Genomic DNA, 18,288 nt, shown 5'->3' with positions numbered 1-18,288 from the left:
TCACTCTCAGTGCAAAGGCTGCTGCTGCCAGGTCATAAATTCCTGGGGCGGCATCGCTTTCGCGAAGTGCCATCCCTGACAAAACTGGACGCCGCGCTTCAACAGCCAGCTCACCTGCTCTGCCGTCTCTACCCCTTCCGCAATGGTTTTCAGGCGCAGGCTCTGCGCCATCTCGATAATATGCTCGGCGATCAGGTGGCTGGTACTGTTGGTCGTTAAGGTATCGATAAACGATTTATCGATCTTCAGGATATCCACGTTCAGCGAGTAGAGGTTGTGCAGGTTCGAGTAGCCGGTACCGAAGTCATCGATCGCGACTTCATAACCCGCCTGACGGAAAGCCTGAATCACCGGCGTGGTTTTTGGCACATCGATAAAACCACGTTCCGTCACTTCAATTTTGATTTGCTGCGCGCGGACGGCGTAGTGGCGAGCCTTGTCGGAAATCATGGCGATCAGCCGCGAGGAGTGGAAATCCGTGGCCGACAGGTTAATCGAAATATAGAGATGCGGATGCTCCGCCAGGAAATGGCCCAGATCGTTGAACACCTCCTCAACGACATAGTCCGTAATCCGCTCGCTCATTCCCTCATTTTCCGCCAGCGGAATAAACTCAGCCGGGCTCATCACCTGCCCGTTAAAACCCGGCCAGCGTAACAACGCTTCCGCACCGACACACTGGTTGTTCTTGATATCAATAATCGGCTGATAGTGGACGCAAAGCTGTCGCTTGTTCAGCGCCCGGTGCAGTAAGCGCCCCGGCGAATTAAGCTCACGATGGGTACGGGACCATACCAGCAAAATAATAATGCTGCAGATCATGCCCAGCGGTAGCGTCAACGTCGCCTGGTGATAAAGCGTTTCATAAAAGCGTTTATTCGATGTCGACACAATGGCCGCAATAGGTCTTTTGGGGGACGTTACGATCGTATAAAAGCGGTTATCTTTTTGAAATACCGATTCCTTATCTCGAATCATCGAATTTAATAAAGAAACATTGGCTTTCTGGCTAACCGAAAAGAAAGCATTGGTTACCGTGTCGTACACACCCCACGAGAGAGAATGATCCGCTGACATGACTTCGCTGTATGAAAGCGGATTGACGACCACCACATAATTTCCGCGCTGCATATATGTCATTTTATAGCCAGTATAAAATGGGGTATCGCGATAATAATAGATAGCGACGTCAGGTTTACGCGTGTAATTAGCGACAGGAATGGCGTAGGGATGATCCGGTGTAAAAACGGTCGAACAAAGAAAATTCTGACCTTCAGCGTAAATTAAATCGGCGACAAACAGGCGGCCACGAACAACGTTCAGCATATATTGACGGTGTCCCGGCGTGCAAAGCTCACCCTGATATTTTTCAGCCTCGTCCCGGGCCAGCTCAACCTGTTGAATAACCAGCTCTGTTTTGTCTAAAGCCAGTTCAGCAAATGTGCGTAGCTGTGCGCTTGTTTCAGACACGGCGCGTAGCTGGGCAAACCATAGGGCAAGCATCACCGGCAGCATAACTACCATGATGATCCCTACCACCCTGAGCATTTTGCGCCGCGCGCTACGATTCATTTCCCGCCCTATATCCCTGCATGTTGTACGCCTGTAGTAATGAAGGCCGGATGCTTTGTTAAACAGGTGATTACGTTGCATGAATCATGCAAAGTTAGCAACTGACTTTTAGTATTAAAAATCTTAAATTTCGTTATGACGATAATATTTTCCCGTAAGTTAAACTGTAAGTATTCGTTCCGTTTCAATTAAGGGAAATAATTATCCAGCCCGCCGGGGCCGACGGAAAGATAACACAACAGACGATCGTTGATTAAGCCAAACGTCTAACAGCATGAAAAAAGTACAACATCGTCATGACGTTTTATGCTATTTGCTCCAGGTACTGTGTTTGTTGATTTATAAATAATCGGTCTTTACCACACTATTTTCAGTAATGGCGGAGAATAACGCCCCTGTTATAAAAACCGAATTTGCGGTATCCCCACTTGCCCGACTGGCGTTTCCGGCACGTTGTGGGTTCATCTCCTCATGCGCCGAGGCTGGTCCTGCCTACAGAATCGCTTTTCCTGGGGAATAAAATCCTCTTTTTTGATCGCACAGGCACTGGCGAATAAATCATCAATTGTGATATAGTTCACACATATTTTGTAACGAGAAACACTGTTTCATGCAGTTCGTCTGATTTGTAGAGGATGGGTTTTATGGCAACCATTACTACCAGCATGGTTCTCATGCGCTGGCCTTTGTTAAGTGCGGTACTGATGTTTTTAGCCAGCACGCTGAACATTCAGTTTCGTAAATCTGACTATGCGGGTCTTGCTGTCATCAGCACCCTGCTGGGGCTGGGTGCGGCCTGCTGGTTTGCAACGGGTCTGCTTGGTATCACCCTGTTGGATATCGCTGCCGTCTGGGAAAACATTAAAGTGGTGATGGTTGAGGCGATGAGCCACACGCCGCCAGACTGGCCGATGGTGATTACCTGATCCCTTACGGAATAAAAAAACCCAGACGATGGTCTGGGTTTTTTGTTTTTAGCACGCGGAAATCAGAACGGAATGTCGTCGTCGAAATCCATTGGCGGTTCGTTAGACGGCGCCGGAGCAGACTGCTGCTGCGGACGAGACTGTGCGCCGCCGCTGAACTGGTTGCCACCCTGCGGCTGCTGAGGCTGACCCCAACCGCCCTGCTGCTGGCTCTGACCGCCACCTGCAGGTGCGCCACCGCCCTGACGGCCACCCAGCATCTGCATGGTGCCGCCCACGTTGACCACTACTTCAGTCGTGTACTTCTCAGCACCGGACTGATCGGTCCATTTGCGGGTACGCAGCTGGCCTTCGATATAGACCTGAGAACCTTTACGCAGATATTCTCCGGCCACTTCGGCCAGTTTGCCAAACAGCACAACACGGTGCCATTCGGTCTGCTCTTTCATCTCACCGGTCGCTTTATCACGCCAGGATTCGGAAGTAGCCAGCGTAATGTTGGCAACTGCGCCACCACTCGGCATGTAGCGTACTTCCGGGTCCTGGCCCAGATTACCGACGAGAATCACCTTGTTTACGCCTCTGCTGGCCATGTTCGTGTCTCCTGAATACGTTTCTTAATAGTGTAAACGCGCGAGTGTACCATTTCCATGCTGCACTTTGATAGTTGCGTAGCACGTTCCAGAGTTCTCCCGCAACTCAACATTGTTACACAGCGAATCAGAAAATGCATTCCAATACTGTATATTCAAACAGGTCAAATTGTGTCATAATTAGCCGTTTCTGACAGCCGTTTGTCCTTCAAACAAACCAGGCAATCCGTGTTCCAACCGGGAAAGGTGAATGGATAAGATCGAAGTTCGGGGCGCCCGCACCCACAATCTCAAGAATATCAACCTGATAATCCCTCGCGACAAACTCATTGTCGTGACCGGGCTTTCGGGGTCTGGCAAATCCTCACTGGCTTTCGACACTCTGTATGCCGAAGGACAGCGTCGTTACGTTGAATCGCTCTCGGCGTACGCTCGTCAGTTCCTGTCGCTGATGGAAAAACCGGATGTCGACCATATTGAAGGGTTGTCACCTGCTATCTCTATTGAGCAGAAGTCCACGTCGCATAACCCGCGCTCAACGGTCGGTACCATTACCGAAATTCATGACTACCTGCGTCTGCTGTATGCCCGCGTGGGCGAGCCGCGCTGCCCGGACCACGACGTCCCGCTGGCGGCGCAAACCGTGAGCCAGATGGTCGATAACGTGCTGTCGCAGCCGGAAGGCAAACGCCTGATGCTCCTTGCGCCAATCATCAAAGAGCGTAAGGGCGAACACACCAAAACGCTGGAAAATCTGGCAAGCCAGGGCTATATCCGCGCCCGTATCGACGGCGAAGTGTGTGACCTGTCCGATCCACCAAAGCTGGAGCTGCAGAAGAAGCACACCATCGAAGTGGTGATTGACCGCTTTAAGGTGCGCGACGATCTCGCCACGCGCCTGGCGGAATCCTTTGAAACGGCGCTGGAACTCTCTGGCGGCACGGCCGTGGTCTCCGACATGGACGATCCAGAAGCGGAAGAGCTGCTCTTCTCCGCCAACTTTGCCTGCCCGATTTGCGGCTACAGCATGCGCGAGCTGGAACCGCGCCTGTTCTCCTTTAACAACCCGGCGGGCGCGTGCCCGACGTGTGACGGCCTGGGCGTGCAGCAGTATTTCGATCCGGATCGCGTGATCCAGAACCCGGAGCTGTCGCTGGCGGGCGGGGCCATTCGCGGCTGGGACAAGCGTAACTTCTACTACTTCCAGATGCTGAAATCGCTGGCAGAACACTACAAGTTCGACGTTGAAGCGCCGTGGGCCAGCCTGAGCCCGAACGTGCACAAAGTGATCCTGTTCGGTTCCGGTAAAGAGCACATCGAGTTCAAATACATGAACGATCGCGGCGATACCTCCGTGCGTCGCCACCCGTTCGAAGGGGTGCTGCACAACATGGAGCGCCGCTACAAAGAGACTGAATCCAGCGCGGTGCGCGAGGAGCTGGCGAAGTTCATCAGCAACCGCTCCTGTGCCACCTGTGAAGGAACGCGCCTGCGCCGCGAAGCGCGCCACGTGTTTGTGGAAAACACAGCGCTGCCGACCATCTCAGACATGAGCATCGGCCACGCGATGGACTTCTTCAATAACCTGAAGCTCTCCGGCCAGCGCGCGAAAATAGCCGAAAAAGTGCTGAAAGAGATTGGCGATCGCCTGAAATTCCTGGTGAACGTCGGCCTGAACTACCTGACGTTATCCCGCTCGGCAGAAACGCTCTCCGGCGGTGAAGCGCAGCGTATACGTCTGGCGAGCCAGATTGGCGCGGGTCTGGTAGGCGTGATGTACGTACTGGATGAGCCGTCCATCGGCTTGCACCAGCGCGACAACGAGCGTCTGCTCGGCACGCTGGTCCACCTGCGCAATCTCGGCAACACGGTAATCGTGGTCGAGCACGATGAAGATGCGATCCGCGCGGCTGATCACGTGATCGATATTGGTCCGGGCGCAGGCGTACACGGCGGGCAGGTGGTTGCAGAAGGGACGCTGAAGGACATCATGGCGGTGCCCGAATCGCTGACCGGCCAGTACATGAGCGGCAAGCGTAAGATTGAGGTGCCAAAACAGCGCGTAGCGGCAGATCCAGAAAAAGTGCTGAAGCTGACCGGCGCGCGCGGCAACAACCTCAAAGACGTCACCCTGACGCTGCCTGTTGGCCTGTTTACCTGTATCACCGGCGTATCCGGTTCCGGTAAATCGACGCTGATCAACGATACGCTGTTCCCGATTGCGCAGACGGCGCTGAACGGCGCGACGCTGGCCGAGCCGGCGCCGTACCGTGACATCCAGGGGCTGGAGCATTTCGATAAAGTTATCGACATTGACCAGAGCCCGATTGGCCGTACCCCGCGCTCTAACCCGGCAACCTATACCGGCGTCTTCACGCCCGTACGTGAACTGTTTGCCGGTGTGCCGGAAGCACGCTCCCGCGGCTATACGCCAGGACGTTTCAGCTTTAACGTACGCGGTGGCCGCTGCGAAGCGTGCCAGGGCGACGGTGTGATCAAGGTTGAGATGCACTTCCTGCCGGATATCTACGTGCCGTGCGACCAGTGCAAAGGCAAGCGCTATAACCGAGAAACGCTGGAGATTAAGTACAAAGGCAAGACCATCCACGAAGTGCTGGACATGACCATCGAAGAGGCGCGCGAATTCTTTGATGCCGTTCCTGCGCTGGCGCGTAAGCTGCAGACGCTGATGGACGTGGGCCTGACCTACATTCGTCTGGGGCAGTCAGCAACCACGCTGTCCGGCGGCGAAGCGCAGCGCGTGAAGCTGGCGCGCGAGCTGTCAAAACGCGGCACCGGTCAGACGCTCTACATTCTGGACGAGCCGACCACCGGCCTGCACTTTGCCGATATCCAGCAGCTGCTCGACGTGCTGCATCAGCTGCGCGATCAGGGCAACACTATCGTGGTCATCGAACATAACCTGGACGTGATTAAAACCGCAGACTGGATTGTCGATCTCGGCCCGGAAGGCGGCAGCGGCGGCGGTGAAATCCTCGTCTCAGGTACGCCAGAGACGGTTGCAGAGTGCGAAGCCTCGCACACCGCGCGCTTCCTTAAACCGTTGCTGTAATTGTCACACGGAGAGCTGCTGTCGGGTCGTTTCCGGCAGCAGCTCAACCGCCTGCTGATAGGACGCGTCCACCAGGTAGTAAATTTGCGAGCCTGGAATCGATCCATCCAGATAGACGGTGCTCCAGTGCGCCTTATTGAGGTGCTTGCTCGGCCTCACGTCATCATGCTGTTGACGTAGCAAATCCGCCAGTTCAGGGCTGGTTTTCAGCGACGCCGCCGGACGGCCTTCCACCTCTTTCACCATCGCGAACAGCACATCCCCCACCTTAACCTGCGTGGCTTTCCAGTCGCTATGGACGCTCTGCTCCGCGCCGGGCTTGCTCATGCAGTACTGAAGTATCTCCGAAATTGTCATCTTTATTCCCCTTGTAGCGTGGCGATAATTTTACGCGAACCACCGTGAATGCGATGCTCTCCCAGCCAGATCCCCTGCCACGTTCCCAACAGCAGCCGCCCGTTGTGAACCGGCAGCATAAGCGATACGCCCAACAGGGAGGATTTAATATGCGAAGGCATATCGTCTGCCCCCTCATAGTCATGCTCATAAGGAGCGTTGTCCGGGACGCTCTTCAGAAAATGGTGCTCCATGTCTGACCGGACGGTGGGATCGCAATTTTCATTAAGCGTGAGAGAGGCAGACGTGTGCTGAAGGAGCAGATGCAGCAAACCCGTTTTGACCCGCGGCAGGTCGCGGATTTGCCCGATGACTTCGTCCGTCACCAGATGAAATCCGCGTGGTTTAGCGCTTAAGGTCAGGGTCTGTTGATACCACATGTGCTGCTCCGTAATGAAAGATGAATCTTTCTAAGTGTGCAGCAAGAAGGCGAAAGGTAAAACCCGCAGCGACGAGATTTGCTTAAAAAAGAGTCAAACTCGTCGCCTGCGGTTTAATACTCAGAGTTCACAATGACCTCTTCGCCAAACTTTCCGGCCATCGGCAGCGGTCGATAGGTCGAGTTAGAGGCACGCAATACCCTGATCCCTCTGGCACCCACGTCATGCGCGGCGGTGATGTCGTTATCCGAATCGCCGTAGAATACTTTGATATTTTTCTTTTCCAGCCACTGGGTTTTGGTGTTTTGCCCTTCTTTGTCACCGGCAAAAATCACCGGATTCATGCTGGCTACCGGGATCTGAAAATCATCCTGCAGGGTTTTGGAGACGGTTTCCGTTTTGGTCTGACTGCGGCCGGTCACAAAGTAAATGCTGTCCCCGCGCTTCACGTGCATGGCAATAAGCGCACGGGCAACCTCTTTCGGGATGCTGAATTCGTCCCAGCCGTTATTCATTTTTTCCCAGAATTCCGGGTTCTTCAGATACGCTTCGCTGTCGGGCGAATACATTTTTTTTCCGCGCCAGAAGCCCGGGCTGGAGAAGAGAACGGTATCGTCAATGTCAAAACCCACGGCCATTGGCGCACGGCCCATCAGGCTGTTTTCGATTTGAGCCACGGAAACCCAGTGAATGGGCGCCTGCTCGGCAAGCATGGCGGCAGTGGTACCGGTGTAAAGCGGCGTCGGGGCAGAAGCTCGCGCGACGACGGCGCTATTAAGCGAGAACAATAAGCAGGCGGCGCTGAGCGCCAGTGTGATCTTGCGCATTTTTTCCCCTGAAAATTCAGTTTGTTATCGTTTTAATTTGAGCGAACGGTCAAAAAACTATCCGACCATAACCCCAGCGGGAGGTGAAGGGAAGGAGTTTTTACTTATGAAGATGAATAAAAAGAAGACGATCACAAAGCGCAGATGTGACGTGTAGGCCCGGTAAGCGAAGCGCCACCGGGCAAGATTCTTGTACGGCCTGATGTCCTCACCCCAACCCTCTCCCACAGGGAGAGGGGGAAATGAATAGTGAGTACTTACATTACAGCGGCAAACGCCTGCGCCACGCGATGAACGTTGCTGGAATTCAGACCCGCCACGCACATACGGCCGCTGGCAATGAGATAAACGCCGAACTCTTCGCGCAGGCGATCGACCTGCGCCGCGCTCAGTCCGGTATAGCTGAACATCCCGCGCTGCTTGAGCAGATAGTCGAAGTTATGTCCCGGCACCGCCTCTTTCAGGACGTTAACCAGTTCCTGACGCATCGACAGAATGCGCTTACGCATCGCTTCCACTTCGCCAAGCCAGGACGCTTTCAGCTGCTCGTCACCGAGAACCGTCGCCACCACCTGCGCACCAAAGTTTGGCGGGCTGGAGTAGATACGGCGTACCGTCGCTTTCAGCTGGCCGAGCACGCGGCTGGCTGCTTCGGCATCCTCACAGACTACGGACAGACCGCCAACGCGTTCACCGTACAGGGAGAAGATTTTAGAGAAGGAGTTACTAACCAGAGCAGGCAGCCCGGCGCTGGCTACGGCGCGGATGGCGTAAGCATCTTCTTCCATGCCCGCGCCAAAGCCCTGGTAGGCAATGTCGAGGAACGGGATCAGGTCACGGGCCTTCAGTACCTCAATCACCGTATCCCACTGGGCGTTAGTGAGATCTGCACCGGTCGGGTTATGGCAGCATGGGTGCAGCAGCACAATACTGCGCGCCGGCAGCGTGTTCAGTTTTTCCAGCAGCGCTTCAACGCGCACGCCGTTAGTTTTGCTGTCGAACCACGGATAGGTCTCGACCTTGAAGCCTGCGCCCTCGAAAATCGCAACGTGGTTTTCCCACGTCGGGTCACTGACCCACACGCCTGAATCCGGGAAGTATTTTTTCAGGAAGTCTGCACCCACTTTCAGCGCACCCGAGCCGCCCAGCGTCTGGATGGTCGCCACGCGTTTTTGCGCGAGCACCGCGTGATCGGCGCCGAACAGCAGCGGTGCAATGGTGTTGCGATAAGCGTTTAGCCCTTCCATTGGCAGATAAAGAGAAGCGCCGTGTGGAACAGCGTTCAGACGCGCTTCGGCTTCGGCAACGGCTTTTAATTGAGGAATGATGCTATCCTCGTTGTAATACAGACCGATGCTGAGGTTCACTTTGTCGCTGCGAGGATCTTCTTTGAAACGCTCCATTAAGGAGAGGATAGGGTCGCCGGCATAGGCGTCAACTTTCTGAAACACGCGATGGTTCTCCGGAATTGGATGAGGCAGGGATTTCAACAATAAACCGGAATATCACGCAACACCACCCCTTAGGATTATCCTGCGATCGGCATAGGTTTTTTGCGTCCTTTAGCCATGACATTTACCCAATATTTTCCCCTTCTCGCTTTCCGTAATGTGACTCCTGCGCAACCGCGCATTCACTGATTCAAGGAGTTCACATCATGGATTCACAATTTATTGGTTCAGTTATTAACGCCCTGCCGCTGGAGCATATGATCGGCGGTCCGCTGCAGGCGATGATCAAAGCACAGGTTCAGGCGAGCAAGTCCTATACCGACTTCCTGCTCTCTGTCTGCATTAAAGACGGCAAAGCCGTCGCGATCGAGTTCGACTACGACGAAACCGTGGTAGACGAACAAGGCGTGAACAAAGGCAGCGTGACCCGCAAGATGAGCATTCCGCTGCTGGCGGCGATCACGCACCCTATCATCTGTATCGAAGACGGCACCATCGACTTTGAGCTGGAAGTGAGCCAGAGCGAAGCCAGTTCCAGCAGTACCGAAGCGGAGGCCTCCGTGGAAGCGTCCGTCGGCTGGGGTGTCTTTAAAGCCAAAATGACCGGCAAAGTCTCCCATAAATCGGAGCAGACCCGTTCGACCGATACACGCGCGAAATATTCCATTCATACCCAGATTAAACGCCAGGAACCACCTGAAGCTCTGCAGCGCGTGATTGACTACCTGACCAACGCCAAAACCAAGCCTGTCGCCGCGCAATAATCTTCCACGCCGCGATATACGTGCGATTCCGTAACGCAGGGGCTACCCGGGTAGCCCTTTTTCCAGGAGCGAAATATGTCTTTTAAAAAATGGCTGCGCGGCGGCAAGGATGAAGAGCCGGAAAACAGGATGGGCAAAGAGGATGAAGGCACGCCGCCTGTACAGGAAAACACGCCCCCTACGCCGCCAGCCGATATTCCCGGCGTGCCGATCTCGCTTGAAGATATTACGCGCGGGATGCAGTACGCGGCCACGGCGGCCAACGAACTGATTGCTCAGCAGTATATGAAAGCGCTGGATCCCTTTTTCGAACCTGCTGAGGACGGTTCGTTGGTTCCACGCACGGTCCAGCTGGCACTGGATGAAAAGCACTACTTTGACCTGCCCTTGGTCGCACTTTCAACGCCGCGCGGGCTGATGCTGGAGAAAATGAAGGTCAACCTGACGATCCGTACGGAAGGCATGCAGGCACCTTCCCGCCAGTCCGGTGAAAACGAATTTGGTCGCTTTCACGTCAGCCTTTCGCCTTCCAGCGATAACAAAGGCGGGCGTGACAGCCGCCACGTCGATGTGGAGATGCAGTTTACCGCGCTTGAGCCACCGGAAAGCGTTATGCGCTTGATTGACGAATACACCAACAAGGTGATTCCCCGTCCGAAAGCAGAGGAGACTCCGTAATGCACACACAACCAGAACGTACAGGTGACAAGGGTATTCAGCTGATTTGCCAGTTTGAAGGACTGAAGCTGGAGCGTTATCGCGATGCCGTAGGTTTATGGACCATCGGCTATGGCCATTTGATCCTCAAAGAGGAGATGGAAAAGCTCACCAAAATTACTACCGGCGAAGCCAAAGAACTGCTGCGCAAAGATCTGAAACGCACCGAGGACGGCGTAAAAAAGCTGCTGAACCAGCCAGCAACGCAGGCGCAATTCGACGCGCTGGTTTCCTTCGCCTTCAACCTCGGCGTTGGCAATTTAAAGAAATCAACGCTGCTCAAAAAATTCAACGCGGGCGATGCTCAGGGCGCCGCACTGCAGTTCAAAAGCTGGAATAAGGCAGGCGGGAAGGTATTGGCTGGTCTGACGCGTCGCCGCGAGGCGGAAATGAAGTTATTTCTCAGTTAACTCGACAGGAAAAACACATGAAATCATTATCCATAGTGCAAATGGCCGTTCTTTCTGCTTCCTTATTCGCCGTTTTACAGGCTACTGCCGCCATGCCAACCTGCGAAGATGAAATAAAGGAAGTTAACGCCTTTTTATCTTCTCAGGGTGTACCGCCCGTCAATAATGTGACCGAGCTGGCGACAACCCTTCGCCATATAAAAAATTTTGGCCGCCTGCCCGACCGCTATATCACGTCTGAAGAAGCCAAACGCCTCGGCTGGTCGGGAAGTGAAAGCGAATCACTTTGGGGGCTGAAACTCACTCATCAAAAATGGATCGGAGGCGACAAATACAGCCATAGCGCTCTTCCTGCCGGTCAGTCCTGGCTTAGCGCGGATGTGGATGTCGTAAAGGGGTATCGCTCTCCTGAACGTTTGATTTACAGCCTGTCAGGGCAACAGCGCTTTATCACTACCGATAAGTATCAGCATATTGTTGAGCTGGATCCCTGCCAATAATAAGCGTCCGTTACGATAATAAATCCCCTTTTTCGAGGGGGTTTATCCTTGCAGAGGATGAATGTATGTCTGACATCTATCTCCCGACCCTCATCAGCGAAGCCTTGCTGGCATTTTCAGGCTTATTTGGCGGCGTCAGTATTTCGTTTTTCTGGCAACCGCAGCGGCTGCATCAGCACAGCCGATTTATGGCAGGCATTATTTTTGGCGGAATCAGCATGGGTGCGGCCGTCGCATTAGGTGGCTTATCAGCCCGCTGGTTAAAGATAGACCTTAACCAGGCCGATATCACGCTTGGTTTAGGTTATATCCTCGGGGCAATGAGTAATGGTCTGATCGTCTGGCTGGCAAACTTTTTCCGCCGGCACGAACAGCGCGATATTTTTGATGTCGCCAGCGTCATCAAAAGCAAAGTCAGGCACGAGTCACTTTCTCCGCCTGATTTAACCCATAACAAGCCTGATGGAGAGTAAATGCTTAACATAATGAATGGCTGGGTTCTTCCCTTTATTATCCTCGTCGACCTTGTCACCTCGCTGCTCATTTTGTTTGCAGCCTATAGTCGAAGAGTCCATGCTCTGCCGGTAATGTGTAAAGTCGGCTTAGCTGCCCTCGCCTTTGGCTTTTTTGGTGAGAGCAGTTTAAACATGAAATTTATCCTTACTGGGGCTGATATACTGAGTGACAGTTTTCCCTTCTGGCTATTGCAGGACTTTGGAACTCTGGTGGTCGTGATATACTATTTCAAATCTCAGTATCATTAAAAAAAGCGCGACAGTATTCTGCCTGTCGCGCTTTTCACTAAACATAGTTTGATACCAATCCTGCGTCTTACAAAAACGGCCTAATTGCCCATATATTTAAAATAGAGCATTGCAGCCTGTGTTCGATTGTTGACCTGCAATCGGTGAAAAATGGATTCCAGATGTACTTTGACCGTACCAGCACTGATATTCAGTTGTCTGCTGATCTGCTTATTTGTTCCTCCATTCGCCAGCAGCTTGAGCACTTCCTTCTGCCGACGACTCAGAGTATGAATCGGTAAACCGCCGATGGGTTGTTCTCGCTGAATCACGGCCTGCTCCGGAAAGCAGACCACACCCGAGGAAACCATGCTAAGTATCTGGCTGATTTTCTCGGCGGGAAGATCCTTAGTAAAAATGCCCTTAATGCTTTGACGAATGTAGAAGTTGAATATCTTATCCGTCGTTTTTCGTAACATTACCACGATCGGTAGCTCAGGCCAGTTTGACATCAAATTTGTGATAAAATCACGGCATTTCATTTCACCATCCAGCAAAATAATGCTGACTGGCATAGAGGTTAAAATTGCGTGTGCATCTTCAAAGTTGTTCGCTGAAAAAACAGTGCATTCCGGCATTACGCGTTCCAGCTCTGTTTTCATACCGTGAATGAAGATCGGTAATTCATCGATCATTAATATGTTCATTGTAGCATAACCCCGTGTGAAATCTATTTTCTTAGATTATTCAACTAACTTATTCCGAAATTAAGTATGCGTGCTATTGCAGAACTGTAAAAACAGCATTCGGCATAAGGCAAATGTCATATGCCTAAGCAAAACGTTAAGCAGTGCTACACATTAAACATAGCCATATTTAATTAAGAACGAACTTATCGCTATCAAAAATACCCTGGGCTTAATAGCATATTTCTCGAAATATTGCCGACACGTATTATTTAACCGCACGCGTGCCATCCACCTACATATTAATATTTCAATGAGGTCATTTATGACAATACTAACAGTGTATTTCTGTGGTACTGGTTCTAATAAGTTTGATGAGTCTCATGCTAATTACTGGAACGGCGAGCTCATTTCTTCTCTGGCCGCCAATAACAAGGGTAAAGAGTTCGCCGAATGGGTCATTCTTGATGGCCCGGGAAGCGGTAATCTTCAAAGCGATGAACTTTGGGTCAAAAGCGGAGAATATTCTCAGCTTCGGGCCCAGCTTCTGGGCAGCGGCTGGAATGAGAATGTTCAGCACGCGATCAATATTATTAAAGGGCACGTTGACTGGCAGCGAGAAAAGCTCACAAAAGAGAACTATGAGCAGCTCAAAAAGGCGGGCGTGCCGATTCAGGACGTTGAGGTTACCGGATCGTTTTGGTGGCGCAAGTATGATTATGGTGACCGTAAAGTGACCCAGCAGGCGCTGCAGCAGCAAATTATTAAAACCTTCCGTCAGGGCCAGATTCTGCCCACTCAGGTGAACCTTGTGGGATGGAGCCGGGGCGGAATTAGCTGCCATATGCTTGCGAATGCGATGCTGGCCGATCCCCTTTTGACGACTATTCCGGTGAATACTTTTGCTGTCGATCCGGTTCCGGGAATGGGTAATTTCCAGCCGGAAAAAGTCACTCTGGGCAGCAACGTGAAGGAGTATGTGGCTTTCTATGCCCGACACGAGCGTTCAAAAGGTTTCTCGTGCGTCATTCCACAGACCGATAGCACGACAAAGGTACATATTTATCCTATGTCTGGTCGTCATGCTACGCTGGTGGGAAATGCGTCGGCTAATGGGAATAGCGGGGAAAAAGTGGTACATGAACCGGGCACGATCGTGCGTCATTTTGCCGAAGTTTGCCTGCAAAGATGGGGGGTCACGCTGGATAAAAAGCTCAATCTTGATGGTGTGCAGCTGCTGGAATTGCATCAGGTCATTCAGCGTAACGCTCCGCTGTTCGCCGAAATGCAGAAAACGGTGTACACCATTTCGGAAAACGATGGGGGAGAACGCTATGTCTCACTGGGCAACACAGGAAAACGCTTCTCATCCATCCAGGGCGCGCGCTTCAGTCCAGAGTCAGGGCTGGCGTCAGATTATTTAACGAATCAGGCGATTTATAACGTGTTGAAATAAGCGTTACTTGTCCAACGGCAGCGTATGCCGTTGGACTGTTATGTACACGTTTCAGTCGACGTACTTCATCGCCACCCGAGACGTCAGGCGGGTAATAAGTTCGTAAACACTCACTTTAGTGATTTCAGCAATACGTTCAACGGGTAAACCTTCCCCCCACATCACCACATCGTCGCCGGGTTTATCCTGCGCTTCTGGCCCCAGATCGACGCAAATCATGTCCATCGCCACGCGACCAACGATCTTCACCTCGCGACCGTTGACGAGAACCGGCGTACCCGACGGCGCGGCACGGGGATAACCGTCGCCATAGCCCATCGCCACCACGCCAAGGCGGGTATCACGCTCGCTGGTCCAGGTACCGCCGTAGCCCACCGGCTCACCCGCTTTATGGTCACGCACGGCAATCAGGTTAGAGACCAGCGACATGACCGGCTGGAAGCCAAAATCCGGCCCCCAGGGCTTGTTCTCCAGCGGTGATACGCCGTAAAGAATGATGCCCGGTCGCGCCCAGTCGAAGTGCGACTGCGGCCACAGCAGGATCCCGCCGGAAGCTGCGATCGAGCGCATCCCCGGCTTGCCTTCGCAGAAGGTATTAAAGATATCCAGCTGCCGCTCGGTTGCACCGCACTCGGGCTCATCGGCACGGGCGAAGTGGCTGACAATATTCACCGGCTGGCGCACGTTTTTGCACCGGCATAGACGCTGGTAAAACGCTTCCGCGCTTTCCGGACGCACGCCCAGACGGTGCATGCCCGTGTCTAGCTTCATCCAGACGGTCACCGGCTCGCTCAGCTCGGCGGTTTCAAGTGCGGCCAGCTGTTCTTCATTGTGTACCGCCGTGTGCAGATGCTGGTCAGCAATGGTTGGCAGATCGCTGGCTTCGAAAAAACCTTCGAGGAGAAGAATCGGTTGGGTAATCCCCCCCGCGCGCAGGCGGAGGGCTTCTTCAAGACGGGCGACGCCAAAGGCATCGGCATCGGGGAGCGTTCGCGCGGTCTCAAGAAGACCGTGTCCGTAAGCGTTCGCTTTCACGACTGCAACGAGCTTGCTGGCAGGCGCCAGTTGACGCAGACGTTGCAGGTTGTGTCGCAGAGCGCGGCGGTTAATAACAACAGTTGCCGCTTGCATTTGAATTCCTTAGAAATTACTCATCATCATATTGAGGACCGGCATAGTTGTCGAAACGCGACCACTGTCCGTTAAAGGTCAGACGCACCGTTCCGATTGGGCCGTTACGTTGTTTACCAATAATAATTTCGGCGATCCCTTTCAGGTCGCTGTTCTCGTGATAAACCTCATCACGGTAGATAAACATGATTAAGTCGGCATCCTGCTCGATGGAGCCGGATTCACGCAGGTCGGAGTTGACCGGGCGCTTGTCGGCGCGTTGTTCCAGGGAGCGGTTCAGCTGCGACAGCGCGACCACCGGCACGTGCAGCTCTTTGGCTAACGCCTTGAGCGAGCGGGAAATCTCCGCAATCTCCAGCGTACGGTTGTCTGAAAGCGACGGAACGCGCATCAGCTGAAGGTAGTCGATCATGATGAGGCCGATGCCGCCGTGTTCACGGGCGATACGGCGCGCGCGGGAGCGCACTTCCGTCGGCGTCAGGCCGGAAGAGTCATCGATATAGATGTTACGTTTTTCCAGCAGAATGCCCATGGTGCCGGAGATGCGCGCCCAGTCCTCATCGTCAAGCTGGCCGGTACGAATGCGGGTCTGATCCACACGCGACAGCGACGCCAGAGAACGCATCATAATCTGCTCGGAGGGCATCTCAAGACTGAAGATAAGCACCGGCTTATCCTGCAACATCGCCGCATTTTCGACGAGGTTCATCGCAAAAGTGGTTTTACCCATCGACGGACGCGCGGCGACGATAATCAAATCCGACGGCTGAAGGCCGGCGGTTTTCTTGTTCAAATCATCATAGCCGGTATTCACTCCGGTGACGCCATCGTGCGGCTGCTGGAACAGCTGTTCGATACGGGCGACGGTGGCGTCGAGCACATCGGCGATATTTTTTGGGCCTTCGTCTTTGTTGGCGCGGCTTTCGGCGATTTTGAAGACGCGGGACTCGGCAAGGTCGAGCAGGTCTTCACTGGTGCGACCCTGCGGATCAAAACCCGCTTCGGCGATCTCGTTCGCCACCGAGATCATCTCGCGGACGACGGCACGTTCGCGCACGATATCGGCATAAGCGCTGATGTTCGCCGCACTAGGCGTGTTTTTTGACAGTTCTGCCAGATAGGCAAACCCACCGCAGCTGTCGAGCTGACCAAGACGCTCCAGTGATTCTGCGAGCGTGATCAGATCAATCGGGCTGCCCGACTCCTGCAGACGCGCCATTTCAGTAAAGATGTGGCGGTGCGGGCGGGTGTAGAAATCTTCCGCCACGACGCGCTCGGCGACGTCGTCCCAGCGCTCGTTATCCAGCATTAAACCGCCCAACACCGACTGTTCCGCTTCAATCGAGTGCGGCGGGACCTTTAACCCTGCGACCTGGAAATCACGCTCGCGAGGTTCAGTCTGTTTGTTGAAGGGTTTGTTTCCTGCCATAGTGAATGGAGTTACCGAGATAAAGAGTGGGTCGAAAGATTACCATATTTTTCTTATGGAGGGAGCATGGCAACGCGCATTGAATTCCAGAAACACGGTGGGCCAGACGTACTCAAAGCGGTGGAGTTCACCCCCACCGCGCCTGGCGAAAACGAAGTGCAGGTTGAAAACAAAGCCATAGGCATAAACTACATCGACACCTATATTCGCGGCGGGCTCTACCCGCCTCCGTCAATGCCGAGCGGCCTCGGCACCGAGGCAGCCGGCGTCGTCGTCAAAGTGGGCAGCGCGGTTAAGCATATTAAAGAGGGCGACCGCGTGGTATATGCGCAGTCTGCGCTGGGCGCTTACAGCTCCGTCCACAACGTTCCGGCGGATAAAGCCGCCCTGCTGCCTAACGCTATCTCCTTCGAACAGGCGGCGGCCTCGTTCCTGAAAGGCTTAACCGTTTACTACCTGCTGCGTAAAACCTATGAAATTAAACCCGACGAGCAGTTCCTGTTTCATGCCGCGGCGGGCGGCGTCGGGCTCATCGCCTGTCAGTGGGCAAAAGCCCTGGGCGCAAAACTGATCGGCACCGTGGGCAATGCCCAAAAAGCGCAGCGCGCGCTGCAGGCGGGCGCCTGGCAGGTGATTAACTATCGTGAAGAGAGCATTGTCGAACGGCTGAAGGAGATCACCAGCGGCAAAAAGGTGCGCGTCGTGTATGACTCGGTTGGGAAAGACACCTGGGAAGCGTCGCTGGACTGTCTGCAGCGTCGTGGGCTGATGGTGAGCTTCGGCAATGCGTCAGGCGCTGTCACCGGCGTGAATCTCGGTATTCTGAATCAGAAAGGTTCGCTATACGTCACGCGCCCTTCCCTGCAGGGCTACATCACCAACCGGGAAGAACTTGAGGAAGCCAGCAACGAGCTGTTCTCGCTGATCGCCAGCGGTGTCATCAAAGTGGACGTGGCAGATGCGCAGAAATTCGCGCTGACCGATGCGCAGCGCGCGCATGAGGTGCTGGAGAGCCGGGCGACGCAGGGGTCGAGCCTGTTGATTCCCTGAGCCCCAAAAAGAAATTGGGCTTCCCGTGGGAAGCCCTTTCTTTTTTTAGTTCGGCTGTATGTAGGGTACAGCACGATGAATTCTTTAACGGCAGTCATAGTGACAGATTCGATAAGTAAATCCTATTCTGTTCTAAGCCATGCTGCCGGAAAAGTTACAACTATGTGACGAACCCCTCAATACC

At 53.6% G+C, this 18,288-nt stretch carries 19 protein-coding genes; 10 read left to right on the top strand and 9 right to left on the bottom strand.

Going from position 1 to position 18,288, the window contains the following annotated elements; genetic code table 11:
* Positions 1–6: 6 nt before the first annotated feature.
* Positions 7–1,572 carry an EAL domain-containing protein gene (locus tag FOY93_RS01655; protein WP_111964200.1) on the bottom strand — a complete coding sequence of 522 codons (1,566 nt, stop codon included), beginning with the start codon at positions 1,570–1,572 and terminating at the stop codon, positions 7–9.
* 644 nt (positions 1,573–2,216) lie between these two features.
* Between FOY93_RS01655 and FOY93_RS01650 the strand changes: the two genes are divergently transcribed.
* On the top strand, positions 2,217–2,498 hold the full coding sequence (locus FOY93_RS01650; protein WP_136196011.1) for a YjcB family protein: 282 nt from the start codon (positions 2,217–2,219) through the stop codon (positions 2,496–2,498).
* A 62-nt stretch (positions 2,499–2,560) separates the two neighbouring features.
* Here FOY93_RS01650 and ssb1 read toward each other — a convergent pair whose 3' ends face one another.
* Positions 2,561–3,091, bottom strand: coding sequence for a single-stranded DNA-binding protein SSB1 (gene ssb1, locus FOY93_RS01645; RefSeq protein WP_023310055.1), 531 nt, complete (start codon positions 3,089–3,091; stop codon positions 2,561–2,563).
* Positions 3,092–3,341: 250 nt separating this feature from the next.
* Here ssb1 and uvrA point away from each other — a divergent pair, with 250 nt between their 5' ends.
* Positions 3,342–6,164 carry an excinuclease ABC subunit UvrA gene (gene uvrA / locus FOY93_RS01640; RefSeq protein ID WP_136196010.1) on the top strand — a complete coding sequence of 941 codons (2,823 nt, stop codon included), beginning with the start codon at positions 3,342–3,344 and terminating at the stop codon, positions 6,162–6,164.
* Positions 6,165–6,167: 3 nt separating this feature from the next.
* On the opposite strand, the gene FOY93_RS01635 is transcribed toward uvrA, so the two are convergent.
* The 4 genes from FOY93_RS01635 to tyrB all read right to left on the bottom strand — a co-directional run bounded on the left by FOY93_RS01635 (position 6,168) and on the right by tyrB (position 9,218).
* On the bottom strand, positions 6,168–6,521 hold the full coding sequence (locus tag FOY93_RS01635; RefSeq protein ID WP_111964201.1) for an MmcQ/YjbR family DNA-binding protein: 354 nt from the start codon (positions 6,519–6,521) through the stop codon (positions 6,168–6,170).
* A gap of 2 nt (positions 6,522–6,523) precedes the next feature.
* Positions 6,524–6,940 (bottom strand): secondary thiamine-phosphate synthase enzyme YjbQ, encoded by a 417-nt coding sequence (locus tag FOY93_RS01630; protein WP_111964202.1) that lies wholly within the window; start codon positions 6,938–6,940, stop codon positions 6,524–6,526.
* Between the two features lie 113 nt (positions 6,941–7,053).
* The gene (gene aphA, locus FOY93_RS01625) at positions 7,054–7,767 is read right to left on the bottom strand and encodes an acid phosphatase AphA (RefSeq protein ID WP_133293590.1); all 714 of its coding nucleotides are present in this window, start codon (positions 7,765–7,767) and stop codon (positions 7,054–7,056) included.
* Positions 7,768–8,024: 257 nt separating this feature from the next.
* Positions 8,025–9,218 carry an aromatic amino acid transaminase gene (gene tyrB / locus FOY93_RS01620; protein ID WP_143344535.1) on the bottom strand — a complete coding sequence of 398 codons (1,194 nt, stop codon included), beginning with the start codon at positions 9,216–9,218 and terminating at the stop codon, positions 8,025–8,027.
* 206 nt (positions 9,219–9,424) lie between these two features.
* Here tyrB and FOY93_RS01615 point away from each other — a divergent pair, with 206 nt between their 5' ends.
* From FOY93_RS01615 to FOY93_RS01590, 6 genes are all read left to right on the top strand, one after another.
* Positions 9,425–9,982 (top strand): DUF2589 domain-containing protein, encoded by a 558-nt coding sequence (locus FOY93_RS01615; protein ID WP_045335167.1) that lies wholly within the window; start codon positions 9,425–9,427, stop codon positions 9,980–9,982.
* Between the two features lie 75 nt (positions 9,983–10,057).
* Positions 10,058–10,660, top strand: a complete 603-nt coding sequence (locus FOY93_RS01610) for a DUF2589 domain-containing protein (protein WP_115876915.1) — start codon at positions 10,058–10,060, stop codon at positions 10,658–10,660.
* A complete protein-coding gene (locus FOY93_RS01605; RefSeq protein ID WP_133293588.1) occupies positions 10,660–11,109 on the top strand; it encodes a lysozyme in 450 nt (149 codons plus the stop codon). The genes FOY93_RS01610 and FOY93_RS01605 overlap by 1 nt, the downstream gene beginning before the upstream one ends.
* Positions 11,110–11,126: 17 nt before the next feature.
* Positions 11,127–11,609: a ribonuclease domain-containing protein gene (locus FOY93_RS01600; protein ID WP_133293587.1), complete on the top strand. Its 483-nt coding sequence runs from the start codon at positions 11,127–11,129 to the stop codon at positions 11,607–11,609.
* 65 nt (positions 11,610–11,674) lie between these two features.
* The gene (locus FOY93_RS01595; RefSeq protein WP_023334172.1) at positions 11,675–12,082 is read left to right on the top strand and encodes a hypothetical protein; all 408 of its coding nucleotides are present in this window, start codon (positions 11,675–11,677) and stop codon (positions 12,080–12,082) included.
* The gene (locus tag FOY93_RS01590) at positions 12,083–12,373 is read left to right on the top strand and encodes a hypothetical protein (protein WP_111967849.1); all 291 of its coding nucleotides are present in this window, start codon (positions 12,083–12,085) and stop codon (positions 12,371–12,373) included.
* A gap of 80 nt (positions 12,374–12,453) precedes the next feature.
* Here the strand turns inward: FOY93_RS01590 and FOY93_RS01585 are convergent, their stop codons facing one another.
* On the bottom strand, positions 12,454–13,047 hold the full coding sequence (locus FOY93_RS01585) for a response regulator transcription factor (protein ID WP_232057363.1): 594 nt from the start codon (positions 13,045–13,047) through the stop codon (positions 12,454–12,456).
* A gap of 304 nt (positions 13,048–13,351) precedes the next feature.
* On the opposite strand from FOY93_RS01585, the gene FOY93_RS01580 reads away from it, so the two are divergent.
* A complete protein-coding gene (locus FOY93_RS01580) occupies positions 13,352–14,494 on the top strand; it encodes an ENY2 family protein (protein ID WP_232057362.1) in 1,143 nt (380 codons plus the stop codon).
* A gap of 51 nt (positions 14,495–14,545) precedes the next feature.
* Here the strand turns inward: FOY93_RS01580 and alr are convergent, their stop codons facing one another.
* Together alr and dnaB are read right to left on the bottom strand one after the other, a co-directional pair.
* Complete coding sequence (gene alr, locus FOY93_RS01575; protein WP_143344533.1) at positions 14,546–15,625, bottom strand: alanine racemase; 1,080 nt, start codon at positions 15,623–15,625, stop codon at positions 14,546–14,548.
* A 16-nt stretch (positions 15,626–15,641) separates the two neighbouring features.
* Positions 15,642–17,054 carry a replicative DNA helicase gene (gene dnaB / locus FOY93_RS01570; RefSeq protein WP_023310046.1) on the bottom strand — a complete coding sequence of 471 codons (1,413 nt, stop codon included), beginning with the start codon at positions 17,052–17,054 and terminating at the stop codon, positions 15,642–15,644.
* A gap of 66 nt (positions 17,055–17,120) precedes the next feature.
* On the opposite strand from dnaB, the gene FOY93_RS01565 reads away from it, so the two are divergent.
* Positions 17,121–18,104 carry a quinone oxidoreductase gene (locus FOY93_RS01565; RefSeq protein ID WP_133293585.1) on the top strand — a complete coding sequence of 328 codons (984 nt, stop codon included), beginning with the start codon at positions 17,121–17,123 and terminating at the stop codon, positions 18,102–18,104.
* Positions 18,105–18,288: the final 184 nt, after the last annotated feature.

This window comes from Enterobacter sp. 18A13, assembly GCF_007035975.1.
Taxonomy (GTDB): Bacteria; Pseudomonadota; Gammaproteobacteria; order Enterobacterales; family Enterobacteriaceae; genus Enterobacter; species Enterobacter vonholyi.
This window is presented reverse-complemented; position numbering and strand designations above follow the sequence as displayed.

What these genes read in the sequence shown, in the direction of transcription:
- FOY93_RS01655 (WP_111964200.1), bottom strand. Translation starts at nt 1,572, where the DNA reads ATGAATCGTAGCGCGCGGCGCAAAATGCTCAGGGTGGTAGGGATCATC.
- FOY93_RS01650 (WP_136196011.1), top strand. Translation starts at nt 2,217, where the DNA reads ATGGCAACCATTACTACCAGCATGGTTCTCATGCGCTGGCCTTTGTTA.
- ssb1 (WP_023310055.1), bottom strand. Translation starts at nt 3,091, where the DNA reads ATGGCCAGCAGAGGCGTAAACAAGGTGATTCTCGTCGGTAATCTGGGC.
- uvrA (WP_136196010.1), top strand. Translation starts at nt 3,342, where the DNA reads ATGGATAAGATCGAAGTTCGGGGCGCCCGCACCCACAATCTCAAGAAT.
- FOY93_RS01635 (WP_111964201.1), bottom strand. Translation starts at nt 6,521, where the DNA reads ATGACAATTTCGGAGATACTTCAGTACTGCATGAGCAAGCCCGGCGCG.
- FOY93_RS01630 (WP_111964202.1), bottom strand. Translation starts at nt 6,940, where the DNA reads ATGTGGTATCAACAGACCCTGACCTTAAGCGCTAAACCACGCGGATTT.
- aphA (WP_133293590.1), bottom strand. Translation starts at nt 7,767, where the DNA reads ATGCGCAAGATCACACTGGCGCTCAGCGCCGCCTGCTTATTGTTCTCG.
- FOY93_RS01615 (WP_045335167.1), top strand. Translation starts at nt 9,425, where the DNA reads ATGGATTCACAATTTATTGGTTCAGTTATTAACGCCCTGCCGCTGGAG.
- FOY93_RS01610 (WP_115876915.1), top strand. Translation starts at nt 10,058, where the DNA reads ATGTCTTTTAAAAAATGGCTGCGCGGCGGCAAGGATGAAGAGCCGGAA.
- FOY93_RS01605 (WP_133293588.1), top strand. Translation starts at nt 10,660, where the DNA reads ATGCACACACAACCAGAACGTACAGGTGACAAGGGTATTCAGCTGATT.
- FOY93_RS01600 (WP_133293587.1), top strand. Translation starts at nt 11,127, where the DNA reads ATGAAATCATTATCCATAGTGCAAATGGCCGTTCTTTCTGCTTCCTTA.
- FOY93_RS01595 (WP_023334172.1), top strand. Translation starts at nt 11,675, where the DNA reads ATGTCTGACATCTATCTCCCGACCCTCATCAGCGAAGCCTTGCTGGCA.
- FOY93_RS01590 (WP_111967849.1), top strand. Translation starts at nt 12,083, where the DNA reads ATGCTTAACATAATGAATGGCTGGGTTCTTCCCTTTATTATCCTCGTC.
- FOY93_RS01585 (WP_232057363.1), bottom strand. Translation starts at nt 13,047, where the DNA reads ATGATCGATGAATTACCGATCTTCATTCACGGTATGAAAACAGAGCTG.
- FOY93_RS01580 (WP_232057362.1), top strand. Translation starts at nt 13,352, where the DNA reads ATGAGGTCATTTATGACAATACTAACAGTGTATTTCTGTGGTACTGGT.
- alr (WP_143344533.1), bottom strand. Translation starts at nt 15,625, where the DNA reads ATGCAAGCGGCAACTGTTGTTATTAACCGCCGCGCTCTGCGACACAAC.
- dnaB (WP_023310046.1), bottom strand. Translation starts at nt 17,054, where the DNA reads ATGGCAGGAAACAAACCCTTCAACAAACAGACTGAACCTCGCGAGCGT.
- FOY93_RS01565 (WP_133293585.1), top strand. Translation starts at nt 17,121, where the DNA reads ATGGCAACGCGCATTGAATTCCAGAAACACGGTGGGCCAGACGTACTC.